This window comes from Arthrobacter sp. StoSoilB5 (assembly GCF_019977235.1).
Taxonomy (GTDB): domain Bacteria; phylum Actinomycetota; class Actinomycetes; order Actinomycetales; family Micrococcaceae; genus Arthrobacter.
Map to the genome: position 1 here is coordinate 1,545,082 of NZ_AP024646.1, position 23,187 is coordinate 1,568,268.

A 23,187-nucleotide genomic window follows, 5' to 3' on the forward strand; every position below is an offset into this window, starting at 1 on the left:
TCAACCCATGACCATGACAAACGAGCAGGCCGCGTGGTTTGCAGAGACGTTCCAGAAGCTCGTTGCCAACGTGGGCCAGGCAATACTGGGCAAGGAACACGTCATCCGGTTGACCTTCACGGCGATGCTGGCCGAAGGCCACGTGCTCTTTGAGGATGCTCCGGGTACTGGAAAGACGTCTTTGGCCCGTGCACTTGCTGCTACGGTCCAGGGCTCGCACAACCGCATCCAGTTCACGCCGGACCTCCTGCCCTCGGACGTCACGGGCGTGACCATCTACGACCAGAAGACCCAGAAGTTCGAGTTCCACAAGGGCCCGGTCTTCAACAACATCGTCCTTGCCGATGAAATCAACCGTGCTTCGCCGAAGACGCAGTCAGCGTTGCTGGAGGTCATGGAAGAGTCACGCGTTACCGTGGACGGCACCACGTATGAAGCAGGCCGTCCGTTCATGGTCCTGGCTACGCAGAACCCGATCGAACAGGCAGGCACCTACCGGCTTCCCGAAGCCCAGCTGGACCGGTTCCTGATCAAGACGTCCATCGGCTACCCGGACCACGCTTCTACCGTGCGGCTTCTGGGCGGGGCAAACTTGAAGGACCGTTCCAAGGACCTCACGCCCATCATCACCACCCAAGCCGTGGCGGATATGGCGGATCTCGCGGCCACCACCCACGTGGACACTGCAGTGCTGGAGTACATTTCGCGGCTATGCGAAGAGACGCGCAATGCTCCAGAGACCCGTCTGGGCGTCTCCGTCCGTGGTGCCTTGGCCATGGTCCGCGCGGCGAAGGTCTGGGCCGCCGGACAGGGACGCAACTTTGTGCTGCCGGACGACATCAAGGAACTCGCCCCTGTGGTGTGGACGCACCGTTTGGTGATGGATCCCGAGGCCGAATTCTCCGGCGCGACACCGGAGGTTGTGCTCACGCGTGTCCTGGCCGATGTCGCCGCCCCGCAGCAACGCGCGAGCGCATAGGGCTGTGCGAACGCTTAACAAAGTCGTCGGTGCCTGGCAGCGAAAACCCGGCATCCAGAAGCCTGGCAAACTCAATCCCTCGGCTGTGTGGGCTGAAGCAGCGGGAACAGCGTGCGAGTGGCTCGCACTCGCATGGACCAAGGTGCGGGAGCTGTGGCTTCGCTTCGTCTGGCCCGTCCTGTCCGTGGTGAGCGTGCTCGGCTGGGTGGTCCTGGCTGCGGCAATCGGGCTGTGGATCGCCGGGCAGGCTTGGGGTTGGCAGGAGGCGAAGTCTGCCGCGATGGTTGCTTTCTTGCTGTTTGTGTTGGCCGTGGGCTTCATCGTGGGCCGCTCGGCGTATGGCGTGGTCCTGGATCTGGCCCGGACCCGTGTGGCTGTGGGGGACGACGCCGTGGGAAGCATCGCCGTGTCCAACGTTTCGGCAAGGCCATTGTTGCCCGCCTCCTTGGAGTTGCCGGTGGGTGCTGCGACAGCCATCTTCCACTTGCCCCGGATGAAGCCGGCCCAGATGCATGAAGACCTTTTCACCATTCCCACGGCACGGCGTGCTGTGATTGTGGTTGGTCCCGTACGATCCGTGCGTGCGGATCCACTCCATCTTCTGCGGCGGCGCGTGCTCTGGACTGAGCCGGTAGACCTGTTCGTCCACCCCCGCACCGTATCCTTGGGGAGCTCGGCGGCAGGCTTCATCCGCGATCTTGAAGGTATGCCCACCACGGAGCTTTCCAGCGCGGACGTGTCCTTCCATGCCTTGCGCGATTACGTTCCTGGTGACGATCGCCGGCACATCCACTGGAAGACGACGGCCCGCACCAACAAGCTCATGGTCCGCCAGTTCGAGGAAACCCGGCGGGCGCACCTTGCCATTTCCCTGTCCATCAATACGGATGAATACGACTCGGATGGCGAGTTCGAGATGGCCATTTCCGTCGCCGCCTCAATCGGCCGCCAAGCTATCAAAGAACAGCGTGAGCTGGACGTCCTGACCCAAAAGGGACCGCTCCGTTGTGAAACCGGCCGTAACCTGCTGGATGACATGACCCGGATTGTGGGGGCACCCCTCCGGAAGACCGCCGTCGATCTCGCCCGGACCCTTTCAGACACCGTTCCCAACGCTTCGGTGGTGTTCTTCGTCGTCGGCAGCCACGTCACGGCTACGCAGCTTCGCACGGCGGCCGCGTCCGTTCCGCCTGGTGTTCGCAGCCTTGCCGTGCGCGTCCAACCCGGAGCGGCGCCGTCGAGGGCCAACATTGCAGACCTGACCGTCCTCACCGTTGGCGACCTCGATGACCTCGCAATCGTGCTGAGAAAGGCGGCAGCATGAGCACCACACCAAATCTTCGCGTGCGTCCGCGCCCGGGTTCCCGGGCCAAGAACCCGGGATCGGTGTTCGCCGACGGCCGCCCGCTGTGGCATTTTGCCGTGGACTGTGGCGCCTTGGTGATCCTGCTGTTCCTGGGCGTGCTTGGCTTCAGCCTGAGCTTCGGGGGAGACCCGCGGTACCTCATTGCAGGGCTGGGTGGCGTTTTCCTGGGACTGGGCATCGCGATCCTTAACGCGCACCTTCGTTTGGGACTGCTGATCACCACCGCCCTGGGCTTCGGTGCCTACATGCTGTTCGGTTCGGCACTGGCGGTGCCAGACTCAGCCGTGCTCGGGGTGCTGCCCAGCCTTGAATCGCTGAGGACCTTGCTGCTGGGCGTCGTGTTCGCCTGGAAGGATATGCTCACGGTCGGCGTGCCGGTGGGCACAGCCAACGGCATGCTCATAGTGCCGTTCCTGAGTTCACTGATCACTGCGCTGGCTGCCGGTTTGTTGACCTGGCGCCTGAAGAGCCCGTATTGGCCGCTGCTGCCCGTGCTGGTCCTCTTCATTACGGGCATCGCGTTCAGTACCAGCGCCGGTTTCCTCAACGTGGAGCGCGGGGTTTCGCTGACCATCGTGTCGATAGTCTGGGCGACGTTCCGCCGTGACGCACTCCGGCAAAGCAGCACCAAAGCCGTTTCCGCCAACAGGCCGGAGTTCGACGCCGGTGCGGCCCGCCGCGGGAAGCTTCGCCGTCTGGGAACTGCTGCCGCAGTGGTGGCCGCCGCCGTCGGAATGACCGCAGTCGCTTCGCCCCTTGTGACGGCGGGCGATGACCGGAAGGTACTGCGCAACACGATCGTCCCGCCGTTCGACCCCCGCGACTACATCACGCCGTTGGCGAGCTTCCGGAACTTCGTCAAGGACGAGAAGGACCAGACGCTGTTCACGGTCAAGGGACTGCCCAAGGACGCACGCGTGCGACTCGCGGCGTTGGATGCCTTCAACGGCCTGAACTACACCATGGATCCCAACAGCTCCGGCAACTTCAGCAAGGTGGGCGATGCCCGCTCGCTAAACACGCTGGCAGATACGGGAAGCCCGGTAGGTGGAACCAATTACACGCTGGAAATCAGCATCGAGGACTACCAGGGCTATTTTGTCCCAGGTGGCCGGCACACTACGGGCATGAGCTTCCTGCAGAGCTCCGGGGCGGCGTCCGGACTGTACTTCAACGCCGGCACGGATACGGCTGTGACCACCAAGGGCCTGGCAAAGGGCGACAATTACACAGTCCAGGTTTCTGATCCGGGGACCCTCGAACATGGCCAGCTGACGCAGTACGACTTCGCCAAGCTCGCGTTGCCCGAAGCCCAGGAAGTGCCTCCGATCGTCGCCTCCCAGGCCAACGAGCTCTCGGCCGACGCGCCCACCGCCATCGACCGTGTGCGGCAGATCGAAGCCCATTTCCAGAAGAGCGGGGCGTTTAGTAATGGCCTGGTGGCTGACGGCCAGTTGCCGAGCCTTCCTGGACACAGCGCGGCGCGCGTCCGCAGCCTGCTTTCCGCCAAGCAAATGCTGGGCGATGACGAACAGTACGCCGTAGCGATGTCACTCATGCTGCGCCACCTCGGCATCCCCTCTCGCGTTGTCATGGGGTTCTATCCGGATCCCAAGAGCCCGGAAAACGGTGCCGGGGACGTCAAGATCACAGGCAAGGACGTGCACGCCTGGGTGGAGGTGGCCTTCGACCGCGTCGGCTGGGTATCGTTTGATCCCACTCCGCCCAAGGACAACGTGCCCATTCCGCCGGACCCGGAGAACAAGTCCAAGCCCAAGCCGCAGGTGCTGCAGCCGCCGCCCCCGCCTCAGGAGCCCGCGGACCTGCCGCCGGACTCCACGCCGGACGCCTTGGATGCCGACGAGAAGAAAGACAACCCGTGGCTGTTCTGGGGACCATTGCTTGCAGCCCTCGGCGTGGCCATGATTCCCGTGGGGATTCTCGCCGTGCCGCTGCTGCTGATCCTGCTGCTTAAATCACGACGCCGGAAGGCTCGTTTCCGTGATGGCCACCCCGCCCAGCGGGTTGGCGGTGGGTGGAACGAGGTGCTGAGCCTTGCCACAGACATGGGCGCCTCAATTGACGCGAAGTCGACCCGGCGTGAATCGGCTACTGTCATCGCGGATGCGTTCCCGGTCACGGGAACTACCACCACGATGTTGGCACACAGGGCTGACGCCGCAGTTTTCGGCGCGGGGCAACCCAGCGAGGAAGAAGTCAAGGAGTACTGGGAGATCGTGGATTCCTCGCTCGAGGACATCGCAGGGAGCGTTGGTTTCTGGAAGCGGCAGCAGGCCCGGTTCTCGCCGAGGTCCCTGCTTTCCGATGGCAGGGCCGCGCTGGGCCAGCGGGAACAGGCACCCCGGGACACGGCGGGCGCCATATTCACCAAGGGCAAGCTGTTATAGGAGGGCAACCCGTTCAAGAAGGGCAACCCATTCAAGAAGGGCAACCCGTTCAAGAAGGGCAGGATTGATGAGCAGTGAACCTGAGCTGTGCCCGGCCTGCAAGCACCCGGTGCGCCCCGGCGCGGCCTTTTGCACTCATTGCGGATCGCCGCTGGCCAATCGTGGCGCCCGGAAGGAGCGCAACGTCAACCGTGCCCAGGCCGCGGCCTTGGACTTCGCAACCCGGCAAGGCCTGCCCGATCCCGGTAGTATCTCGGTAGTGCCGGCGACGACACCACCAATGCAGCAGCAGGGATATGCAGATGCTGCCAAAGCACATCCGGGGCCAGGGGGAGGGACCACAATGACTGCACAGCTCGAACTTGTACCGGCATCTGCGGGGAAACGCCTGGGCGCTGCAGTGCTGGACTGGTTGGGACCTGTTGCCGTCCTTGCAACCACCTTCGCACTTGGCATTGCCGGCATCACCCAAACGCGGCGGAACGGTTTTATCGTCTACGACACAGGACTGTTGGTTCTCTTGGGGAGCATCGGCCTGGGTGTCACAGTGCTCTACATGTTTGTACTGCTGGGACTCGAAGCCCGGTCCGGAAACACCATCGGTAATCACCTGATGGGGATCCGGAGTTCCGATGCCGACGGCTACGCGCCGGGCGGGGGCGTAGTTTTTGTCCGAGGCATCCTCACCGGCGGGCTTCTTTTACTGGGGGCAATCCTCGGCGCTGTACTGTTGGGCCTTGGCTTCCTGGGACTGGTCCTGTGGATCGCGCTCCCGCTCATGGTCCTCGGGGTGGTTTGGGCTTGCCTGGTGGTTGTTTCCAACGCCTGGGATAGGAACGGCAAGCTACGTGGCTGGCATGACATGGCGGCCAAGTCCCTGGTATTCGATGTCCACGCGGGCCGGAACCCGGTTGCTACTGGAGGAATCCAGGGGCCCTACAGCTTTGCCCCGGTGGAGCTACCGCCGGTTCAGCCAGTGGCCTCGCCGGTCCCCTCAATGTCAGCTGCCCAGTTCGTGTCCACACCGCAGCCTGTCTCAAACCCGCGGCCGGTCTCCAACCCGCAGCCTGTCTCGAACCCGCAGCCTGTCTCCAACCCGCAGCCGGCGCCTGTGGCCTCCGCGCACCCCGACGACGACGTCGAGCGGACCCAGATGCGGCCTGGAACTGCACGGGCCCAGGCAGTGCTCCGCATCCGTGTTGACGACGGCCAGGACGTGGAACTTGGAGGAACGGTCCTTGTTGGCCGCAATCCAGCACCCCAGCCCGGGGAAGCTGCTGGGCAGTTGGTGGCCGTTTCGGATCCCGGAAGGTCCATCTCCAAAACCCATTTGCACCTGCGGGTTGATGGCGATGGCGTGTGGGTTACAGACCGCAACTCCACCAATGGCAGCGCTGTCACTACGCCCGATGGCCTCCAAGCCCGGCTTCATCCGGGGGAAGCAGTTTTCGTCAGACCCGGTTCCACCGTTTACTTCGGGGACCGTTCCTTCCACCTAGGACAAGCATGAACTCACAGCCGGCCAGCCCCGCCGATGCGGATTCCAACACCGCTGGATCCGCCTTTCAGCTCAGCTACGGATACGGTACGGACCGCGGACTGCGCCGCGAGCTCAACGAGGATTCCTTCATAGCCTCAGATCCCGTCTTCGCGGTTGCCGACGGCATGGGTGGCCATGAAGCCGGCGAGATCGCCAGTGGCATGTGTGTCCGGACCCTGGGCAGTGCACCGGTCCTGGCTGCGGGGGTCCGATCGGCTTCGGCAGCGGACCTGCAGGATTGCTTGTTGAAAGCGGACGCCAGGATCCGCGAAGCCACAGGGGCACGTGCGGGCACCACGCTCTCCGGCGTTGTTGTGGTGGAACAAATGGGTTTGCCGTACTGGCTGGTCATGAACATTGGGGATTCCCGGACGTATCGCCTGAGCCAGGGGCAGTTCGCCCAGATCAGCGTTGACCATTCAGAAGTCCAGGAGCTGGTGGACTCCGGTGACATCACGGCCGAGCAAGCTGCCGTTCACCCCCGCAGGCATGTGGTCACCCGCGCTTTGGGCACCGGCGACGAAACCGAGGCAGACTTCTGGTTGCTCCCCATTCAGGAGGGGGACCGGATCATGGTCTGCTCGGACGGGCTGAACGGCGAACTGGGGGATGACCATCTGTTCCGCATCCTTAGCACCATGGCCCATCCGCAGGACGCAGTGGATGCCTTGATCCAGGCTGCCCTGCGCAGCGGCGGACGGGACAACGTCACGGTGATTGTGGTTGACGCCAAGAACGTCCTTAACGACGCCGGCATCGCCACAACGGCGCCGCGTCCAGAGACCGAATCCGACGTTGAGGAGGACACCCTTCCCAGGGCCTGGGTTACGGGAACGGATCAGGAGGAGGGCGTAGATGGAAAGCAATAACAACCCATCCCACGCCCGGTATCAGCGCGGTGACTGGTTCGGCGTCGTCCGTCAAGGCACGGTGGTGCTGTTGGGTCCCGACACATCGCCGGCCTTGATCGATTCCGTGTGGGAGCTTCTCGCGTCGGCCCCCGAAGCCCATGAGGTCCTCCACGAAGTGACCGAGGCTTTCGGAGTTTCCCTTAGCCGCATCCCGCCCTTTGGCATCATCGACTCCAAGGACGCTTTGCGTGTGTTCCTTCGCGGCGACCTTGAACTCGTTGTGAAAATGTCCGCCGGGGAAGAGTTGCTCTCTGGACGTGACGTCACCACCTGGACGGAGCGCCGTCTCACCGCCGCCCATGCGTACAACCTGCGGATAGGCCCGGGATCCCCATCCGCCTCCGTACCAGCAAGCCCAGCAAGCCCTGGTAATACCTCGACGCCGGATGGCAGCTTGCCGCTGGGGGAGGGCGTGGTTCTGCTTGCGTCGCTGGACGTGGTGCTCCAACCCACTCCTGCGAAGATTGCCGGGCCGGCCTTGGTTTCCGATGAAACCATGATTGGCTATGCCGACGCAGATTTAGGGCTCACCATCGCGCCGGGACATCCCGAAATCGCGGAGGATTCCCCGGGCGTTCCTGTCCACACCGGCACTACGGATCCCATACTTCCTTCCCTGGAAGCAGGCCCTTCCCTTGAAGCAGGCCCTTCCCTTGAAGCAGGCCCTTCCCTTGAAGCAGGCCCTTCCCTTGAAGCAGGCCATTCGCTGGAAAGCACCACCAATTATGACCACCTATGGGACAAAACCGTGATGCGGAACATCGAAGACGCGGCTGTGCGGGTGGATGAAGAATCCGGTGATGACGATGCCCCGACCGCCCATACCCCAGTGGCGCAGACTCCAATGCCCCATACGCCAGTGCCGCCAACTCCGGCATCCGAAAAACCTGCGGTACCAGGTCCACTGATCGACTCCGTTCCCTGGCAGCGCAGCCCTGCCGAGATCCCGGCACATGACGGGCGGGCTGACTCGGCTGCTCCTGCACAAACCAGCGGCTCTGCCGATGCCGATGCCGATCACGACGGTCAGACGGTTATGAAGAGCAGCATCACCGCAGATGCGCAGCGTGCTGGAGCGGGAGCTGCACACCAGGACGCCCGGGTCGAGGATGCCCCGGCCGGCAACGGTCCCAGCGTTTTAGCACGGGTGTGCTCCCAAGGTCATGCCAACCCTCCGACGTACTCCCAGTGCGCCATGTGTGGGTTCGCGCTATCCGGTGATTCCCTCCAGGTCCCGCGTCCCCGCTTGGGCAGGATGCGGTTATCCACGGGTGAACTGATCGACTTGGACCAGTCGCTCATCATTGGGAGGCAGCCCTCAGTGTCCCGCGTCCAAGGCGGCACCATGCCGCGACTGATCCAGGTGGAAAGCCCGGGAGGGGACATTTCCCGCTCACACGTCGAGGTCCGGCTGGAGGGTTGGCACGTCATGCTGTGCGACCTTAAAGCGACCAACGGAACGGTGCTCATCCGGGAAGGCCAAGCACCCCGGCGGCTCGCTCAAAACGAGATGGCAATCCTTCTGGACGGCGACATCGCTGAACTGGGCGACGACATTTCATTGCGTTTCGAGGAGATTCTTTGAGTTCCAAGAGGCCCCCTGCGCCGCCTCCACCCATTCCCGGCTTCCAGTACGTCAGTCTGTTGGGCTCCGGTGGATTCTCTGACGTGTACCTGTACGAACAGGACAGGCCGCGCCGTAAAGTAGCCGTCAAGGTGCTGTTGTCCGACTTGAAGACAGAAGGCGCACGCCGGCGCTTCGAGTCCGAAGCGAACCTGATGGCGCAGTTGTCTTCGCACCCGTATATCGTGACGATTTTCGAGGCCGAAATCACGGAGGGCGGCCACTCCTACCTGGCCATGGAGTACTGCTCCCGGCCCAGCCTCGATGTCCGCTACCGCCGCCAGCGCTTCAGCGTGGATGAGGTCCTGGCTGTCGGCATCCAGGTGGCATCCGCCGTCGAGACCGCCCACCGGGCAGGCATCGTGCACCGTGACATCAAGCCTGCCAACATCCTGGTCACCGACTACAACCGTCCCGCCCTCACCGACTTCGGCATTTCCGGCACCATTGGGGCCGATACCGAGGACGATGCCGGAATGTCCATCCCTTGGTCACCACCGGAGCAATTCCGCGGCGGGGCCGTTGACGGCGTACCCGTGGATATTTGGGCCCTCGGCGCCACCCTGTATACGTTGCTTGCGGGTCGCTCACCTTTTGTTCTTCCTGGCCAGGACAACTCGCAGCGGGAACTGATCTCGCGCATCACCAACTCACCGCTGCCCAGGCTCGGCCGTGCCGACGTTCCGGAGTCCCTGGAACTCGTCCTGTCTACGTCCATGGCGAAGTCCCCGGAGTCCCGCTACTCGTCGGCCCATGCTTTTGCCCTGGCCTTGCAACGAATACAGACCGAACTGAATTTGTCCGTGACGCCCTTCGAGGTGCTCGAAGAACCGGGTCATGGAGACGAGCAGCACCCGGACGACAATTTCGAGGAAACCCGCGTCCGCAGCATCGCCTCGATCGATCCGGACGCTTCGGGAACAGCCACCACCGGCTCGGCTCCCACATTCCCGGCACGGACCTTCCCGTCCACCATCCCGGTAAACAGCCCGCAGCCGGCTCAAGTGCACACGGCTCCTCCCCGGTTCCAGGCACCCGCGCCAAGCATTTCGGATCCCGATCCCGCCGAGTCCACAGTCCTTCGCGGCTGGCAGCCTTCCGGCCGGCAGGACGATCTCGGCGCCACCGTTACTCGTTCCCACAGCATCGAAGCACCCGGCGTCGAGGCCGTGCCACCTCCGGACCATGGCAAACGTAATTTGTGGCTCGCGGTGTCAGGCGCTGCTGTTCTGGTGGTCGCGATCGTAGTCGGGGTGGTCCTGGGTGCCCAGGCACAGCCCAAAGTGCTCCCAAGCGAGGCTGCGAGCAAGCAGCCCGCCGACCCGTTGGACGACGGCGGTGTTCCCGACGTGGAGGGGCTCCACGCGGAGCGCAGTAGCAAAGACCGGAACATCATCGTCTTCACATGGAAGAACCCGCAGCCGAAAGCCGGCGATGCCTTCAAGTGGAGGATCAAATCGGCCAAGGGGGACGGGCCCTACCAATCGACCAACACGCCGAATGCGTTTATGTCGGGCCTGGAAGATCCGCCCATCTGTATACAAGCCATCATCGTTCGTGAGGATGGTGCGGCATCGCCCGAGGGGCCGGATTCCATCGCCTGCCTGGAGGAATAGCCGGCACATGAAACTTTTTTTCGGCCATCTGAGGAGGCACAGATCATGGGGGATCTAGCAATAGATTTCTGTGGCGAATGGTACGAACCATCCGACGACGACGTCTTTGACATCGGTCGCGAAGGGGACCTGGAAGTCGACGACAACCCGTACCTGCACCGGCGCTTTCTGCAGATTGCACGGTATGACGGCATGTGGTGGCTCAGCAACGTAGGCAGCATGCTCTCTGCAACCGTCGCCGATGGATCGGGCGGCATGCAGGCATGGCTGGCTCCCGGCGCCCGGATCCCGCTCGTCTTCAGCCACACCAACGTGATCTTCACAGCCGGGCCCACCACCTATGAGTTCGCAGTGCATTTGAAGACGCCGTCTTTCCGGCATGAAGCCCGGGACGAGGATCAAGCGGGGGACACCACCATAGGGCCGGTGGTTTTCACCGACTCGCAGAAGGCCCTGATCGTGGCCCTCGCTGAGCCCATGCTTCGGCGTGACGGTACCGGCTTCAGCGCGATTCCGTCGTCCGCGGAGGCCGCCAAGAGGCTGGGCTGGGCCCTGACACGGTTCAATCGAAAGCTGGATAACGTCTGCGACAAACTGGACCGCGTCGGCGTCGTAGGTCTCCGGGGTGGCGCCGGCAAACTCGCCACCAACCGCCGTGCCCGCCTGGTGGAGCACGCCGTGACCTCGCACCTGGTGACAGCCGCGGACCTATACCTTCTGGAAACCATGACTGGAGCAGACGAAGCATGAAGTTCCGCTTGACCTTGCGGCGAGACCCCGCGGAAGCAAAGGACCTCGCCGTTACGGTGGATGGTCGCGCCACCGTGGCGGACATCGCCACCGAACTTTGGGCTGCCGACCCCGCACGAAAGGGGACAGAACCGCCGTCGAACCTGTCCATCAGCGTGGACGAAGCGTTCGTGGGCGGAGGCCTTTCAGGCCATGTCCTCAGGCCCTCGGATAACCTGCTCGAGTCCGGGCTGCGGCCCGGCTCCAAGGTTTCGCTCGCGCAGGTGAGCGAGCATCCCGCTTCCAACGGCAACGGCGGTACCAACGGCCAAAACCGAGGACCAGCCGCGGCCACCTTGCGCGTTATGTCAGGGCCCGACGTCGGACGCGAATTTTCGCTGCCTTTCGGCACCAGTTACATCGGCCGGGACAGGGACGCCGACATCCGGCTCTCGGACCCGCTGACGTCCAAGCGCCATGCGCGCATCACCGTTGGCGAGACCGTGGAGATCGTGGACACGAACTCGGCGAACGGACTGCTTATGGAGGGTTTGCCGGTCACCCGCGCCACGCTTGAATCTTCGGATACGGTGACCCTGGGCGATACCACCGTGGGAGTCGTGTCCCTTTCGCGGAACCATGGGGGCGGACCATCATCGCCGCTGGTCGACTTCAACCGCTCGCCGCGGGTGTTGCCGAGGTTTGAGTCTCCTAAGCGCGTGCCGCCAGCTGGCCCCAAACGCCCCGAACACCAACCGTTCCCGTACATCATGTTGATCGCACCGCTGCTGATGGGTGGCGTTCTTTTCGCATTCACCCAGAACCTGCTTTCGGTGCTGTTCATGGCCATGATGCCGCTGTTCATCGTTGGCCACTATGTGGACCACAAGATGCAGGGCAAGCGCCAGGCGAAGGAAGGCCATAAGCAGTTCCAGGCTTCCATGCTTGCGTTCCGCGAGGACATCGACAGGCAACAGAACATTGAACGCGCCGTGCGGCTTCAGGAAGCGCCCTCCGTCAGCGACACCGTGGACGCCATCTACAAACTCGGCCCGCTCCTGTGGACCAACCGGCCCGAGCACCAGCATTTCCTTGGTGTCCGGTTCGGACTGGGCTCTGCGCCGTCGCGGATACAGTTCGAAGAACCCGGCGCCAACGAAACCGAACCCCGGTATATGAGGGAAATCCAGCAATGCCTGCAGCAGGTCCGCGTCATTGATGGCGTGCCCATCGTGTCCCAGCTGCGCACATCGGGTTCCTTCGGTGTGGCCGGGGACCGCAGTGTCGTGGACGACGTCGCCCGGGGCATGGTGCTTCAGTTGGTGGGACTCCACTCGCCCGCGGAGATGGTGTTGGCTGCACTGACTTCCGCCCGTTCCCGTGAGCGTTGGGATTGGTTGCAGTGGCTTCCACACGTTGGTTCCGGCCACAGCCCGCTCTCCGGGGACCATCTGGCCGCAGGCCCTGCTGCTGGAGCTTCCTTGTTGTCGCGCCTGGAGGACCTTGTGGAGCAGCGCGAGGCCCAGGCCAAGGAACCCGGTCCGCAGCCACGCCCGGCGCTCAAGGACGAGCACGAAGAGATTCCTGGTCCCGTGCTTCCGGCCGTCCTGGTAGTTGTTGAGGACGATGCACCTGTGGACCGGGGACGGCTGACGCGGCTGGTGGAACGCGGCCCGGACTTCGGCGTGCACGTCATGTGGGTGGCAGCGAATGTGCAGTCCCTGCCTGCAGGCTGCCGGGATTTCCTCTCGGTGGACGGCGACCACGGCACCACCACCGGCCAGGTCCGGCTCGGCCGCCACACCTATCCGGTGAGCTGCGAAAGCCTCGACGCCGGTCTCGCGACACAGCTGGCGCGCATGATGTCGCCGTTGGTTGACGTCGGAAACCCGCTTGAGGACGATTCGGACCTCCCGCGGGCCGTTTCCTACGCGACGTTGATCGGCAAGGAACTGATGGACAACCCGCATGCCGTGGCTGAACGGTGGCAGGAGAACAACTCAGTCCATGCCACGGCCGTGCCCAACCGCAAGGACAACGGAAGCCTCCGCGCCTTGGTGGGTTCCAAGGGCGTTGAACCTTTCTACCTGGACCTCAAGAACGAGGGTCCCCACGCGCTGGTGGGTGGAACCACTGGCGCGGGCAAATCGGAGTTCCTTCAGTCCTGGGTGATGGGAATGGCTGCCGCCTACAGCCCGGACCGGGTCAGCTTCCTGTTCGTGGACTACAAGGGTGGCGCCGCTTTTGCCGACTGCCTGCACTTGCCCCACACTGTAGGGCTCGTGACCGACTTGTCTCCGCACCTGGTCCGCAGGGCCTTGACCTCGTTGCGGGCCGAACTGCACTACCGCGAACGCCTCCTGAACCGGAAGAAGGCCAAGGACCTGCTGGCCCTGCAGCGCGAAGCAGACCCTGAAGCACCCCCGTACCTCATCATCATCGTGGACGAATTCGCGGCGCTTGCCACCGAGGTCCCCGAGTTCGTGGACGGCGTGGTGGACGTTGCCGCCCGCGGACGTTCCCTGGGTTTGCACCTGATCCTCGCCACCCAGCGTCCTGCAGGCGTCATCAAGGACAACCTGCGCGCCAACACGAACCTCCGTGTTGCGTTGCGCATGGCGGATGAAGTGGATGCAGTGGACATTCTTGGCGTCCCCACGGCCGCCTATTTCGATCCGTCCATTCCAGGCCGTGGGGCAGCGAAGACTGGCCCCGGGCGCATTCAGGGATTCCAGACCGGATACGCAGGTGGCTGGACCACCGACAAGCCGCAACGTCCCCGGATAGACATCGTCGAGATGTCCTTCGGTTCCGGCCCCTCCTGGGAACCACCGCCCGTCGCCGCCGTGGAGGAAGAGCCTGCCGGACCGAACGACATTGCCAGGATGACCACCAACATCATCCGGGCTGCCGATGTCCTGGCCGTTGAACCGCCACGGAAGCCGTGGCTGAACGAACTGGCAACCACCTACGATTTTTCCAAGTTGCCAAACCCGCGCACGGACGAGCGACTCCTCCTGGGCGTGGCCGATGACCCCGCACACCAAGACCAGCCCACCGTGTTCTACGAACCGGACAAGGATGGCAACATGGCCGTCTACGGAACGGGTGGTTCGGGTAAGTCAGCTGCGCTGCGGGGAATCGCGATCGCCGCCGCCGTCACACCCCGCGGTGGTCCTGTCCACGTGTACGGCATCGACTGCGGTTCCTCCGGCCTGAAAATGCTCGACGGCCTTCCGCACGTGGGCGAGGTCATCAGCGGCGACGACGTCGAGCGGGTTGGCCGCCTTCTGCGCTGGCTGAAGGACGTCGCCGATGACCGCGCCGCGCGTTTTGCCGAGGTCCGGGCCTCCACCATTGTTGAATACCGGCAACTCGCAAACCGTTCGGACGAAAAGCGTATTTTCGTCCTGGTGGACGGCATGTCCTCCTTCCGTGAAGGCTATGAGTACAGCAACCTGTCCGCACTGTGGGACATCTTCCTCCAGTTGGCTACGGACGGACGTCCCCTGGGTATCCACTTGGTGGTGAGCGGCGACCGCACCAACTCTGTCCCGGCGTCGCTCCTTGCCTCGATCCAAAAGCGGTTGGTCCTGCGCCTGAGCTCCGAAGACGATTACATGACCCTCGATGTGCCAAAGGACGTCCTCAACGCAGCCTCGCCTCCCGGCCGCGGTTTGCTGGACGGCCTGGAGGTCCAACTGGCCGTGCTGGGCGGCAACTCCAACCTGGCGCTGCAGGCCCGCGAAGTGTCCAAGCTCAGCCAGGCCATGGTGCGCCAAGGTCTGGAGCAGGCGCCACAGATCCAGCGGCTGCCGGAACTCGTGGACTTGGATATCCTGCCCACCGGTGCCCCGGACAGCCCTGTTATTGGTGTGGACGACGAGACACTGGGGTCGGCGACCATTGCCGCCAAGGGTTCGCTCCTGCTCGCTGGGCCGCCGGGTGCCGGACGCACAGTCGCCCTGGTCACGTTGGCATACGCCCTGCGGCGGTCCAACCCGCGGACGGATCTTATCTACATCGGATCACGCCGGTCTGCGGTTGCCTCAATGAACATCTGGAGCAGGTCCCTGGTGGGACCCGACGAGGTCTCGGATGTGGTGGATGACCTCATCGACAAAGCCACGGACAACCCGGGCAGTATGGCTATCTTCATCGAGGGCCTGACCGAGTTCACGGACACGCTGGCAGAATCGGGCGTGGGACGGTTGGTAACGGCTGCCATCAAAGCCGATCAATGGGTTGTCGGCGAATCCGAAACGTCCACGTGGTCCCAGGCATGGTCCTTGGCCCAGCCCTTCAAATCGGGCAGGCGTGGACTGTTGCTCAACCCTGGAGATGTGGAAGGGGACACCCTCCTCAACACGTCCCTGGGCCGCATCAGCAAGGACTTCATCCCCGGGCGCGGATACATCGTGGGACGTGGAAAGGTACGCAAGCTGCAGATCGCCATGCCGCCGGAGAACCGCAGCTAGGAATCGGCTGGCATGGGCTCTCATCCTGACGGGTCAATAATGTCCGCGGGTTGCGGCAAGATAGACCTGTGAGCACACCAGAGAATCCAGATCCGGTCCGCACCACAACCCAGGATGCCGCTGCGGCCTTGGGCGCAGAAGAGGGAACACCTCCTTCGGAGAGCCTGCGGGATGAGTATGAGCAACTTGCCGACCTCGTGCGCAAGTACCGGTATGCCTATTACCAAGAGGACGCGCCCACGGTTTCCGACGCCGAGTTCGATGAACTCTACCGTCGCCTGGAAGAAATCGAAGCGCTGCATCCGGAACTCGTCTCCAATGACTCGCCCACGCAGGAAGTCGGGGGCGAAGTCTCTGCCGCCTTCACCGCCGTCGCGCATCTACAGCGGATGTACAGCCTGGACGACGTCTTTTCCCTCGAGGAACTCGAGGCTTGGGTACGCAAGGCTGAAGCTTCAGTGGCCCGGCTGGGGGACAGCGCGCCGCCCATCGCCTGGCTGACTGAACTGAAAATCGATGGACTCGCCGTCAATCTGCTGTACAGGGACGGCAAGCTGGTTCGCGCCGCCACCCGCGGCGACGGCACCACCGGGGAAGACATCACGCACAACGTCCTCACCATCAAGGAAATCCCGCGGGAACTCAGCGGCTCCGGTTATCCCTCGGAAGTTGAAATCCGTGGGGAAGTCTTTATTCCCTCCAAGGCCTTCATTGAGTTCAACGAAGCCCTGGTTGCCGCGGGCAAAGCGCCCCTCGCCAATCCACGCAACGCGGCTGCGGGCTCGCTCCGCCAGAAGGACCCGGCAGAAACTGCAAAGCGCCCACTGAGTATGTTCGTTCACGGCATCGGCGCCCGGGAGGGACTGAATGCCAAGAGCCAATCCGAAACCTACAAGCTGCTGGCCGATTGGGGACTGCCTGTCAGCCCGTACTTGAAAGTACTGGATTCCTTTGAGGGCGTCCTGGAATTTATCGCCCATTACGGCGAACACCGGCACGATCTCCTGCACGAAATTGATGGCATCGTGGTCAAGATCGACGACTTCGCCACCCAACGTGCGCTCGGCTACACCTCCCGCGTCCCCAGGTGGGCCGCCGCCTACAAGTACCCGCCGGAGGAAGTCCACACCAAACTGTTGGACATCCTTGTCAACGTGGGCCGCACGGGGCGAGTCACGCCGTTCGGTTTGATGGAGCCGGTGAAGGTCGCGGGTTCCACCGTGGGGATGGCCACCCTGCACAACCAGGATGTGGTCAAGGCCAAGGGCGTCATGATCGGCGACATCGTGATTCTCCGCAAGGCCGGTGACGTGATTCCGGAGATCGTTGGGCCCGTGCTGGCCCTGCGCAACCAACAGGATCCACCAGTGCGGGAATTTGTCATGCCCACCGAGTGCCCGTCCTGCGGTACGCCATTGGCACCGGCAAAAGAAAGCGATGTGGACATCCGTTGCCCCAACGCCAAGTCCTGCCCGTCCCAGCTGCGTGAGCGCGTTTTCCACCTTGCCGGACGCGGTGCGTTCGACATCGAGGCTTTGGGCTGGGAAGCTGCGATCGCCCTGACCCAGCCGGCAGAGCCGGAGACCCCTCCGTTGACCAGTGAGGCGGGGTTGTTCAATCTGACCCACGAGGATCTGGCGAACGTCATGATCCGCAGGGAGAAGAGGTCCAAGGGGGTAGGCACGGGCCAGTATGAGCTTGTTCCGTACTTCTACTCAAGGGGGACGGCCAAGTCGCCCTCCAAGCCAACAGCAACCACGGAAAAACTCTTTGCTGAGCTGGAGAAAGCGAAGAAGCAACCCCTGTGGCGTGTCCTTGTGGCATTGTCCATCCGGCATGTGGGACCCACGGCCTCCCGGGCCCTGGCAACGGCTTTTGGCAGCATGGACGCCATCCGGAACGCCACTGAAGAGCAGCTTGCGCACGTTGATGGAGTCGGACCCACCATCGCAGCGGCCCTGAAGGAATGGTTCGCCGTGGATTGGCATAACGAGATCGTGGACAGCTGGGCCGCCGCCGGTGTGCGGATGGAGGACGAGCGCGATACCAGCATGCCGCGAACCCTTGAAGGCCTGACGATCGTGGTGACGGGCACGCTGCCCAACTTCAGCCGGGACGAGGCCAAAGAAGCCATCATCATCCGTGGCGGCAAGGCTTCAGGGTCCGTGTCCAAGAACACCAGCTACCTGGTTGCCGGTGAAAGTGCGGGAACCAAGCTGGACAAAGCCGAGCAGCTCGGTGTTCCCATATTGGATGAGGACGGCTTCCGTGAGCTGTTGGCCAACGGTCCGGCAGGGTCCGACGCTGACGCCGACGCCGAAGCCGCTGACGCCGAGACAGTAAAAACGCAATGACCGACGCCATTGAGCTACTGGCCGTAGCGAAACGTGCTGCTGCCGCCGGAGCTGCGGTCCTTTCGCAGAGAACTGCCGTGGGCACGGGCGGCGCTGGGCTGGGCATATCCAACAAGGGCGATGCCGGAGACTGGGTTACCGAGTTCGACGTCGCAGCCGAGAATGCAGTCCGCGAGGCCATCTTGGCGGCTCGGCCCAACGACACCATCACCGGGGAGGAGCACGGCACCACCCGGCCCGAGCAGGCCTCGGGTTACCGCTGGTCCATTGATCCCCTTGATGGCACCACCAATTTCATTCGCAACATCGTCTACTACGCCACGTCGGTGGCTGTGGCCGATGCCGACGGCGTTTGGCTGGCCGGCGTAGTTCACGCGCCGGCCCTGGGCCGCGTCTATTCGGCGGCCCGAGGCCAAGGCGCCTGGCTGGAAGTTGCGGGGGAGGCTACCCGGCTGGCTGGCCCCGTTCCCGGGCGCACCGGACTCATTCTGGCCACGGGATTCAGCTACGATCCAGATACGCGCGCCAATCAAGCGGCAGGCCTCGCCGAGCTGATGGACGGCTTCGCGGACGTTCGGAGGCTGGGTTCGGCGGCCTTGGACCTGTGCCTGGTGGCAGATGGCACTTACGACGCTTTTGGGGAACGCGGATTGAACGAGCACGATTTCTCCGCTGGCGCCCTGATCGCTGAAGAAGCGGGCTGTTGGGTGCGCAGGCCACGGCTTCAGAGCCCGCTCGACGGCGGCCCCACCACCGAGGACCGCTTGGCTGCATGGACGTGCGCCGGGGCCTTGGAGCTGTCCGGCAAATTTCCGCTCTGATCAACACCCTGTGCCCGTGATCAAGACCCTTGCCATCGCCAACTACCGGTCCATCCGCGATCTCGCGATTGAGCTGCATGGCTTGGACGTGGTCACAGGGGCCAACGGCAGCGGCAAGTCCTCCCTCTACCGTGCGCTGCGCCTGCTGGCCGAATGTGCAGGGGGTGACTCCGGAAATGTGGTGGGCTCGTTGGCCAGGGATGGCGGGTTGGCGTCCACACTCTGGGCTGGCCCGGAGTCGATCAGCGAGGCGATGCGGCGAGGCGAAGTTCCTGTCCAAGGTACGGTCCGCCGGGACTCCGTCAACCTGAAACTGGGGTATTCCGGGGACGACTTCGGTTACCTCGTGGACTTGGGAATGCCCGTGTCCAGTGGCGCCGGATTCGACCAGGAAACAGGCAGGGCCCGTCCTTCTGCTTTTAGCCTGGATCCCGAGATCAAGCGCGAACAGATCTTTTCCGGACCAGTAGCAAGGCCAGGTTCCCTGTTGGTGGATCGCAAAGGAAGCCTTGCGAAGCTCCGGGGCGCTGACGGGGACTGGACTGAGCTTTCGCGGCGGCTGGACACCTTCCAGAGCATGCTGACGGAGGTTTCGGACCAGGACCGGGCACCTGAAGTACTCCGGGTTCGGGACTCAGTGCGTTCCTGGCGGTTCTACGATCACTTCCGGACAGATGCGGAAGCACCCGCCCGGCAAGCCCAGCTCGGCACCCGCACTCCCGTGCTGCACCACAGCGGGAAGGACCTGGCTGCGGCCCTGCAGACCATGCGTGAAGTGGGATTTGAGCGTCAGTTGGATGCCGCCGTCGATCACGCTTTTCCGGGGAGCCACCTCGGGATCGCCGTGAGCGACGGCCGCTTCAGCGTGGAGTTGCGGCAGCCTGGCATGCTGCGGCCCATGAAGGCAGCCGAACTCTCGGATGGAACGTTGCGGTTCCTGCTGCTGACCGCCGCATTGCTCACTCCGCGGCCGCCGGAATTGATGGTCCTCAACGAACCCGAGACGAGCCTCCACGTCGATCTGATGCCGGCACTGGCTGGACTCATCGTCCAAGCCAGTGCCAACAGCCAGATGATCGTGGTGACACACTCCGAATCACTGCTCGGGGCGCTCCGGGAAAGTGGAGCGGCCCACGAGCACGAGCTCTACAAGGACTTGGGCGAGACCAGGATCAAGGGACTCGGTTCCTTGGAAGGCCCGTTGTGGAGTTGGCCCAAGCGCTGACCACGAACCACGAAATCCGGTATTCGGCCATCAGAACGCCGAGCCGATGGAGGTAAGCTGCTGTGCCGCAGAACCTGCAAAGCGGTTCTCAGGCCGTGCAAGCCCGTAGTGCCCGCGCAGCGTAGACGCCATGTATTCGGTGCGGAACAGCCCACGCTGGTGAAGGATCGGCACTACCTGGTCCACGAAGGTCTCCAAACCGGAGGGGAGAACGGGCGGCATGATGTTGAAGCCGTCAGCCGCCCCTGCCTGAAACCAGTCCTGGATGGCATCGGCCACTTGCTCGGGCGTGCCAGAGAAAGTGCGGTGGCCACGCCCGCCACCCAAGCGACCGATCAGCTGCCGGACCGTGAGCTGCTCGCGGCGGGCAAGCTCCACGATCAACGTATAGCGACTCTTGGCGCCTTCGATGTCATCCTCAGACGGAAGATCAGCCGGCAACTGCCGGTCCAGCGGGAGATCCCCGGGTGCCACATGCAGGGTCCTTGCCAGTTGTTCGCGGGCGTATTCAGGCTTGATGAGCTCATCGAGTTCACGCTCCAGCTTCAGTGCTTCTGCCTCCGTGGAACCAATCACGGGGACGATGCCGGGCAGGATCTTGATGCCCTCGGGATCCCGTCCCGCCGCCAGGGTGCGAGCCTTCAGGTCAGCGTAGAAAGCCTGCGCATCCTCCACTGTCTGGTGGGCTGTGAACACGGCCTCGGCGTACTGGGCGGCGAGCTTCTTGCCGTCCTCTGAGGACCCCGCCTGCACGATCAGCGGGTGGCCCTGCGGGGAACGCGGGACGTTCAGGGGACCACGGACGCGGAAATGCTTGCCTTCGTGCTCAATGGCCCGGATCTTGTGGGCATCCCCCCACACTCCTTCGGCCTTGTCAGCAAGTACTGCTTCGTCCTCCCAGCTGTCCCACAGCTTCTGGGCTACCTCGATGAACTCGGCCGCCCGCTCGTAACGGACCGCATGTGCCGGCTGGTCATCGACGCCGAAGTTTCGCGCCGCGTCCGGCCCCGCCGTCGTGACGACGTTCCAACCGGCGCGACCCCCGCTGACCCAGTCCACTGACGCGAAGCGCCGTGCCAGATTGAAGGGGTCGTTGTAGGTGGTGGAGGCCGTGGCGATCAGGCCGATCTTTTGCGTTGCCGCGGCGATGGCGGTCAGCAGCACCGTGGGTTCCAACTTGCCGGCAGGGCGACGGCCCACCTCGCCGAAGAGGACAGGGGAGTCCGCGAAGAAGATGGAATCCAGCTTTCCGCGTTCCGCCGTGCGGGCCAGGTGCTGGTAGTGCTCCACCTTGGTGGATGCGAAAGGATCACTTTCCGGCAGGCGCCAGGAGGCCTCGTGATGGCCGGTGCTCATCAGGAAGGCGTTGAGGTGGAGTTGGCGTTGTGGGGTGGACATGGGTTTCTCCTTGATTTCTGGTGAGGGGATGGGACTCGGTGAGGATGGGGTTTCAGGCAGCAACGTGGACGCCGAGGGCAGAGAGCAGCTCGCCCCTCAGCGATGAACGCTCGACGCCGGTTCCGGCCTCGCGCTCCAGAGCGACGCGGCCGTCTTGGAGGACGATCACGCGATCGGCCAAGGTGATGGCCTCGTCGACGTCGTGGGTGACGAGCAGGACGGCGGGGCGATGCGCGGCCACGAGTTCCTTCAACAGCGCGTGCATCTTCAGGCGGGTCAGGGCGTCGAGGGCGCCGAACGGTTCATCGGCAAGAAGCAGCCGGGGCTCCCGCACCAGCGACCTCGCCAAGGCGACGCGCTGCTGCTCACCTCCCGACAGCTCGTGCGGCCAGGCCTTTTCGCGGCCAGCGAGTCCCACCTCGGCGAGTGCACGGCGTCCGCGGAAATCGGCGTCGTGATCCCCGAGGCCCAAAGTGACGTTGCCCAGGACGGTGTCCCAGGGGAGGAGCCTCGAGTCCTGGAACACCACTGACACCTGGTCGGGGACCTTGACGATCCCACTGCCGCGGACGTCGCGGTCCAGTCCGGCAAGAGCGCGGAGCAATGTACTCTTACCGCAGCCGCTGGGGCCGAGCAGGGCGACGAACTCGCCAGGAGCAATGTCCAGGTCCACGCCGTTGAGCACGCCCTTGGGGCCGAAGCTTCGGATGAGGTTACGTACGGAGACCTCGTGGGAAGGTCCCGTGCGCGGTTGGGCTCCCTGCGAGACACTCAGCCCGCCAGCGTGCGTTGCCATGACAATGCCTTTCGTTCCAGGAGCCGGACGGCTGCGTCGGAAAGCAGGCCCAGGACGCCGTAGACGGCAAGGCCCAGGACGATGATGTTGGTTTGGCCGTACGTGCGGGCGAGCTCCATCATGTAGCCGATGCCGCTGGTGGAATTGATCTGCTCCACCACCACCAAGGACACCCATGCGCCAGTGACGGCGAAGCGAAGGCCCAGGAAGAATCCGGGCAGCGCTCCAGGGAGCACCACGCGGCGGATGAACCCGGACCGGGTTAGCCCCACGGTCTGTGCCAACTCGACGTATCGCAGGTCGATACCGCGCAGTCCGGCGTGCGTTTGCAGGTAAATGGGCACGAACACCCCCAACGTGATAGTCAGGACCTTCATGGTTTCGTCGATGCCGAACCACAGGATCAGCAGGGGGATCAAGGCCAGGCCGGGGATGGCGCGCTTGATTTGCACAGGACCATCGATCAACGCCTCTCCCACGCGGCTCAGTCCAGCCAGTAGTGCCAGCAGGGCTCCCACCACAATCCCGAACAACAGCCCCAAACCTGCACGCTGGGCAGAGATTGCAAGATTTTCCTGGAGTCGGCCGTCCGCGATCAGCTCGCCCGCCGTGGACACCACGGTCCACGGCTCGGACAAGATCCGCGGATCCAGCAGGCCGGTGGCCGACGCCGCAGCCCACAACACGATCAGCGCGACGGGACCCACCAAACCGGCCAGGCGGCGTCTTGGTCCAGGACCCAGGCGGCGGCTCGTGGGCCGCACATCCGGCCGGCCGCTGAGGGCGGGGTCAAGATGAGGTTCGACGCCCAGATGAGGTTCGACACCCAGATGAGGTTCGACGGCGGCACCCGGGTGGGTGCCGGCGTCGCGCGTTGGTGGGGGAGCCGTGCGGGCGCGGGCGGTAGCGGCAGACGCGCGCTGGGCAGCAGTGGTTGTCATG

15 protein-coding genes are annotated in these 23,187 nt (G+C 63.8%); 12 read left to right on the plus strand and 3 right to left on the minus strand.

The annotated features are described in order from the left end of the window. Window positions 1-7 precede the first annotated feature (7 nt). From LDN75_RS07030 to LDN75_RS07085, 12 genes are all read left to right on the plus strand, one after another. The gene (locus LDN75_RS07030) at window positions 8-979 is read left to right on the plus strand and encodes a MoxR family ATPase (protein WP_223936428.1); all 972 of its coding nucleotides are present in this window, start codon (window positions 8-10) and stop codon (window positions 977-979) included. 52 nt (window positions 980-1,031) lie between these two features. After that, window positions 1,032-2,303: a DUF58 domain-containing protein gene (locus tag LDN75_RS07035; protein ID WP_223937515.1), complete on the plus strand. Its 1,272-nt coding sequence runs from the start codon at window positions 1,032-1,034 to the stop codon at window positions 2,301-2,303. Continuing rightward, entirely contained in the window at window positions 2,300-4,753 is a 2,454-nt protein-coding gene (locus tag LDN75_RS07040; protein ID WP_223936429.1) for a transglutaminase domain-containing protein, read from the plus strand. The genes LDN75_RS07035 and LDN75_RS07040 overlap by 4 nt, the downstream gene beginning before the upstream one ends. A 67-nt stretch (window positions 4,754-4,820) precedes the next feature. Continuing rightward, window positions 4,821-6,263, plus strand: a complete 1,443-nt coding sequence (locus LDN75_RS07045; protein ID WP_223936430.1) for an RDD family protein — start codon at window positions 4,821-4,823, stop codon at window positions 6,261-6,263. Further along, the gene (locus LDN75_RS07050) at window positions 6,260-7,162 is read left to right on the plus strand and encodes a protein phosphatase 2C domain-containing protein (RefSeq protein ID WP_223936431.1); all 903 of its coding nucleotides are present in this window, start codon (window positions 6,260-6,262) and stop codon (window positions 7,160-7,162) included. Before LDN75_RS07045 ends, LDN75_RS07050 begins: the two co-directional genes overlap by 4 nt. Continuing rightward, window positions 7,149-8,789 (plus strand): FHA domain-containing protein, encoded by a 1,641-nt coding sequence (locus LDN75_RS07055; RefSeq protein WP_223936432.1) that lies wholly within the window; start codon window positions 7,149-7,151, stop codon window positions 8,787-8,789. The genes LDN75_RS07050 and LDN75_RS07055 overlap by 14 nt, the downstream gene beginning before the upstream one ends. Beyond that, complete coding sequence (locus LDN75_RS07060) at window positions 8,786-10,444, plus strand: serine/threonine-protein kinase (protein WP_223936433.1); 1,659 nt, start codon at window positions 8,786-8,788, stop codon at window positions 10,442-10,444. The genes LDN75_RS07055 and LDN75_RS07060 overlap by 4 nt, the downstream gene beginning before the upstream one ends. Window positions 10,445-10,489: 45 nt before the next feature. Further along, the gene (locus tag LDN75_RS07065; protein ID WP_223936434.1) at window positions 10,490-11,194 is read left to right on the plus strand and encodes a hypothetical protein; all 705 of its coding nucleotides are present in this window, start codon (window positions 10,490-10,492) and stop codon (window positions 11,192-11,194) included. Then, window positions 11,191-15,651 carry an FtsK/SpoIIIE domain-containing protein gene (locus LDN75_RS07070; RefSeq protein WP_223936435.1) on the plus strand — a complete coding sequence of 1,487 codons (4,461 nt, stop codon included), beginning with the start codon at window positions 11,191-11,193 and terminating at the stop codon, window positions 15,649-15,651. The genes LDN75_RS07065 and LDN75_RS07070 overlap by 4 nt, the downstream gene beginning before the upstream one ends. Before the next feature lie 68 nt (window positions 15,652-15,719). Then, window positions 15,720-18,005: an NAD-dependent DNA ligase LigA gene (gene ligA, locus LDN75_RS07075; protein ID WP_223936436.1), complete on the plus strand. Its 2,286-nt coding sequence runs from the start codon at window positions 15,720-15,722 to the stop codon at window positions 18,003-18,005. Beyond that, window positions 18,002-18,826, plus strand: a complete 825-nt coding sequence (locus tag LDN75_RS07080; RefSeq protein WP_223936437.1) for an inositol monophosphatase family protein — start codon at window positions 18,002-18,004, stop codon at window positions 18,824-18,826. The genes ligA and LDN75_RS07080 overlap by 4 nt, the downstream gene beginning before the upstream one ends. A gap of 16 nt (window positions 18,827-18,842) precedes the next feature. Beyond that, window positions 18,843-20,051, plus strand: coding sequence for an AAA family ATPase (locus LDN75_RS07085; protein ID WP_223936438.1), 1,209 nt, complete (start codon window positions 18,843-18,845; stop codon window positions 20,049-20,051). A 30-nt stretch (window positions 20,052-20,081) separates the two neighbouring features. On the opposite strand, the gene LDN75_RS07090 is transcribed toward LDN75_RS07085, so the two are convergent. The 3 genes from LDN75_RS07090 to LDN75_RS07100 are packed head-to-tail and all read right to left on the minus strand — an operon-like array spanning window position 20,082 to window position 23,186. Further along, window positions 20,082-21,449, minus strand: a complete 1,368-nt coding sequence (locus LDN75_RS07090; RefSeq protein ID WP_223936439.1) for an LLM class flavin-dependent oxidoreductase — start codon at window positions 21,447-21,449, stop codon at window positions 20,082-20,084. Between the two features lie 52 nt (window positions 21,450-21,501). Next, on the minus strand, window positions 21,502-22,245 hold the full coding sequence (locus tag LDN75_RS07095; protein ID WP_223936440.1) for an ABC transporter ATP-binding protein: 744 nt from the start codon (window positions 22,243-22,245) through the stop codon (window positions 21,502-21,504). Then, entirely contained in the window at window positions 22,221-23,186 is a 966-nt protein-coding gene (locus LDN75_RS07100; protein ID WP_223936441.1) for an ABC transporter permease, read from the minus strand. Before LDN75_RS07100 ends, LDN75_RS07095 begins: the two co-directional genes overlap by 25 nt. Window position 23,187 lies beyond the last annotated feature (1 nt).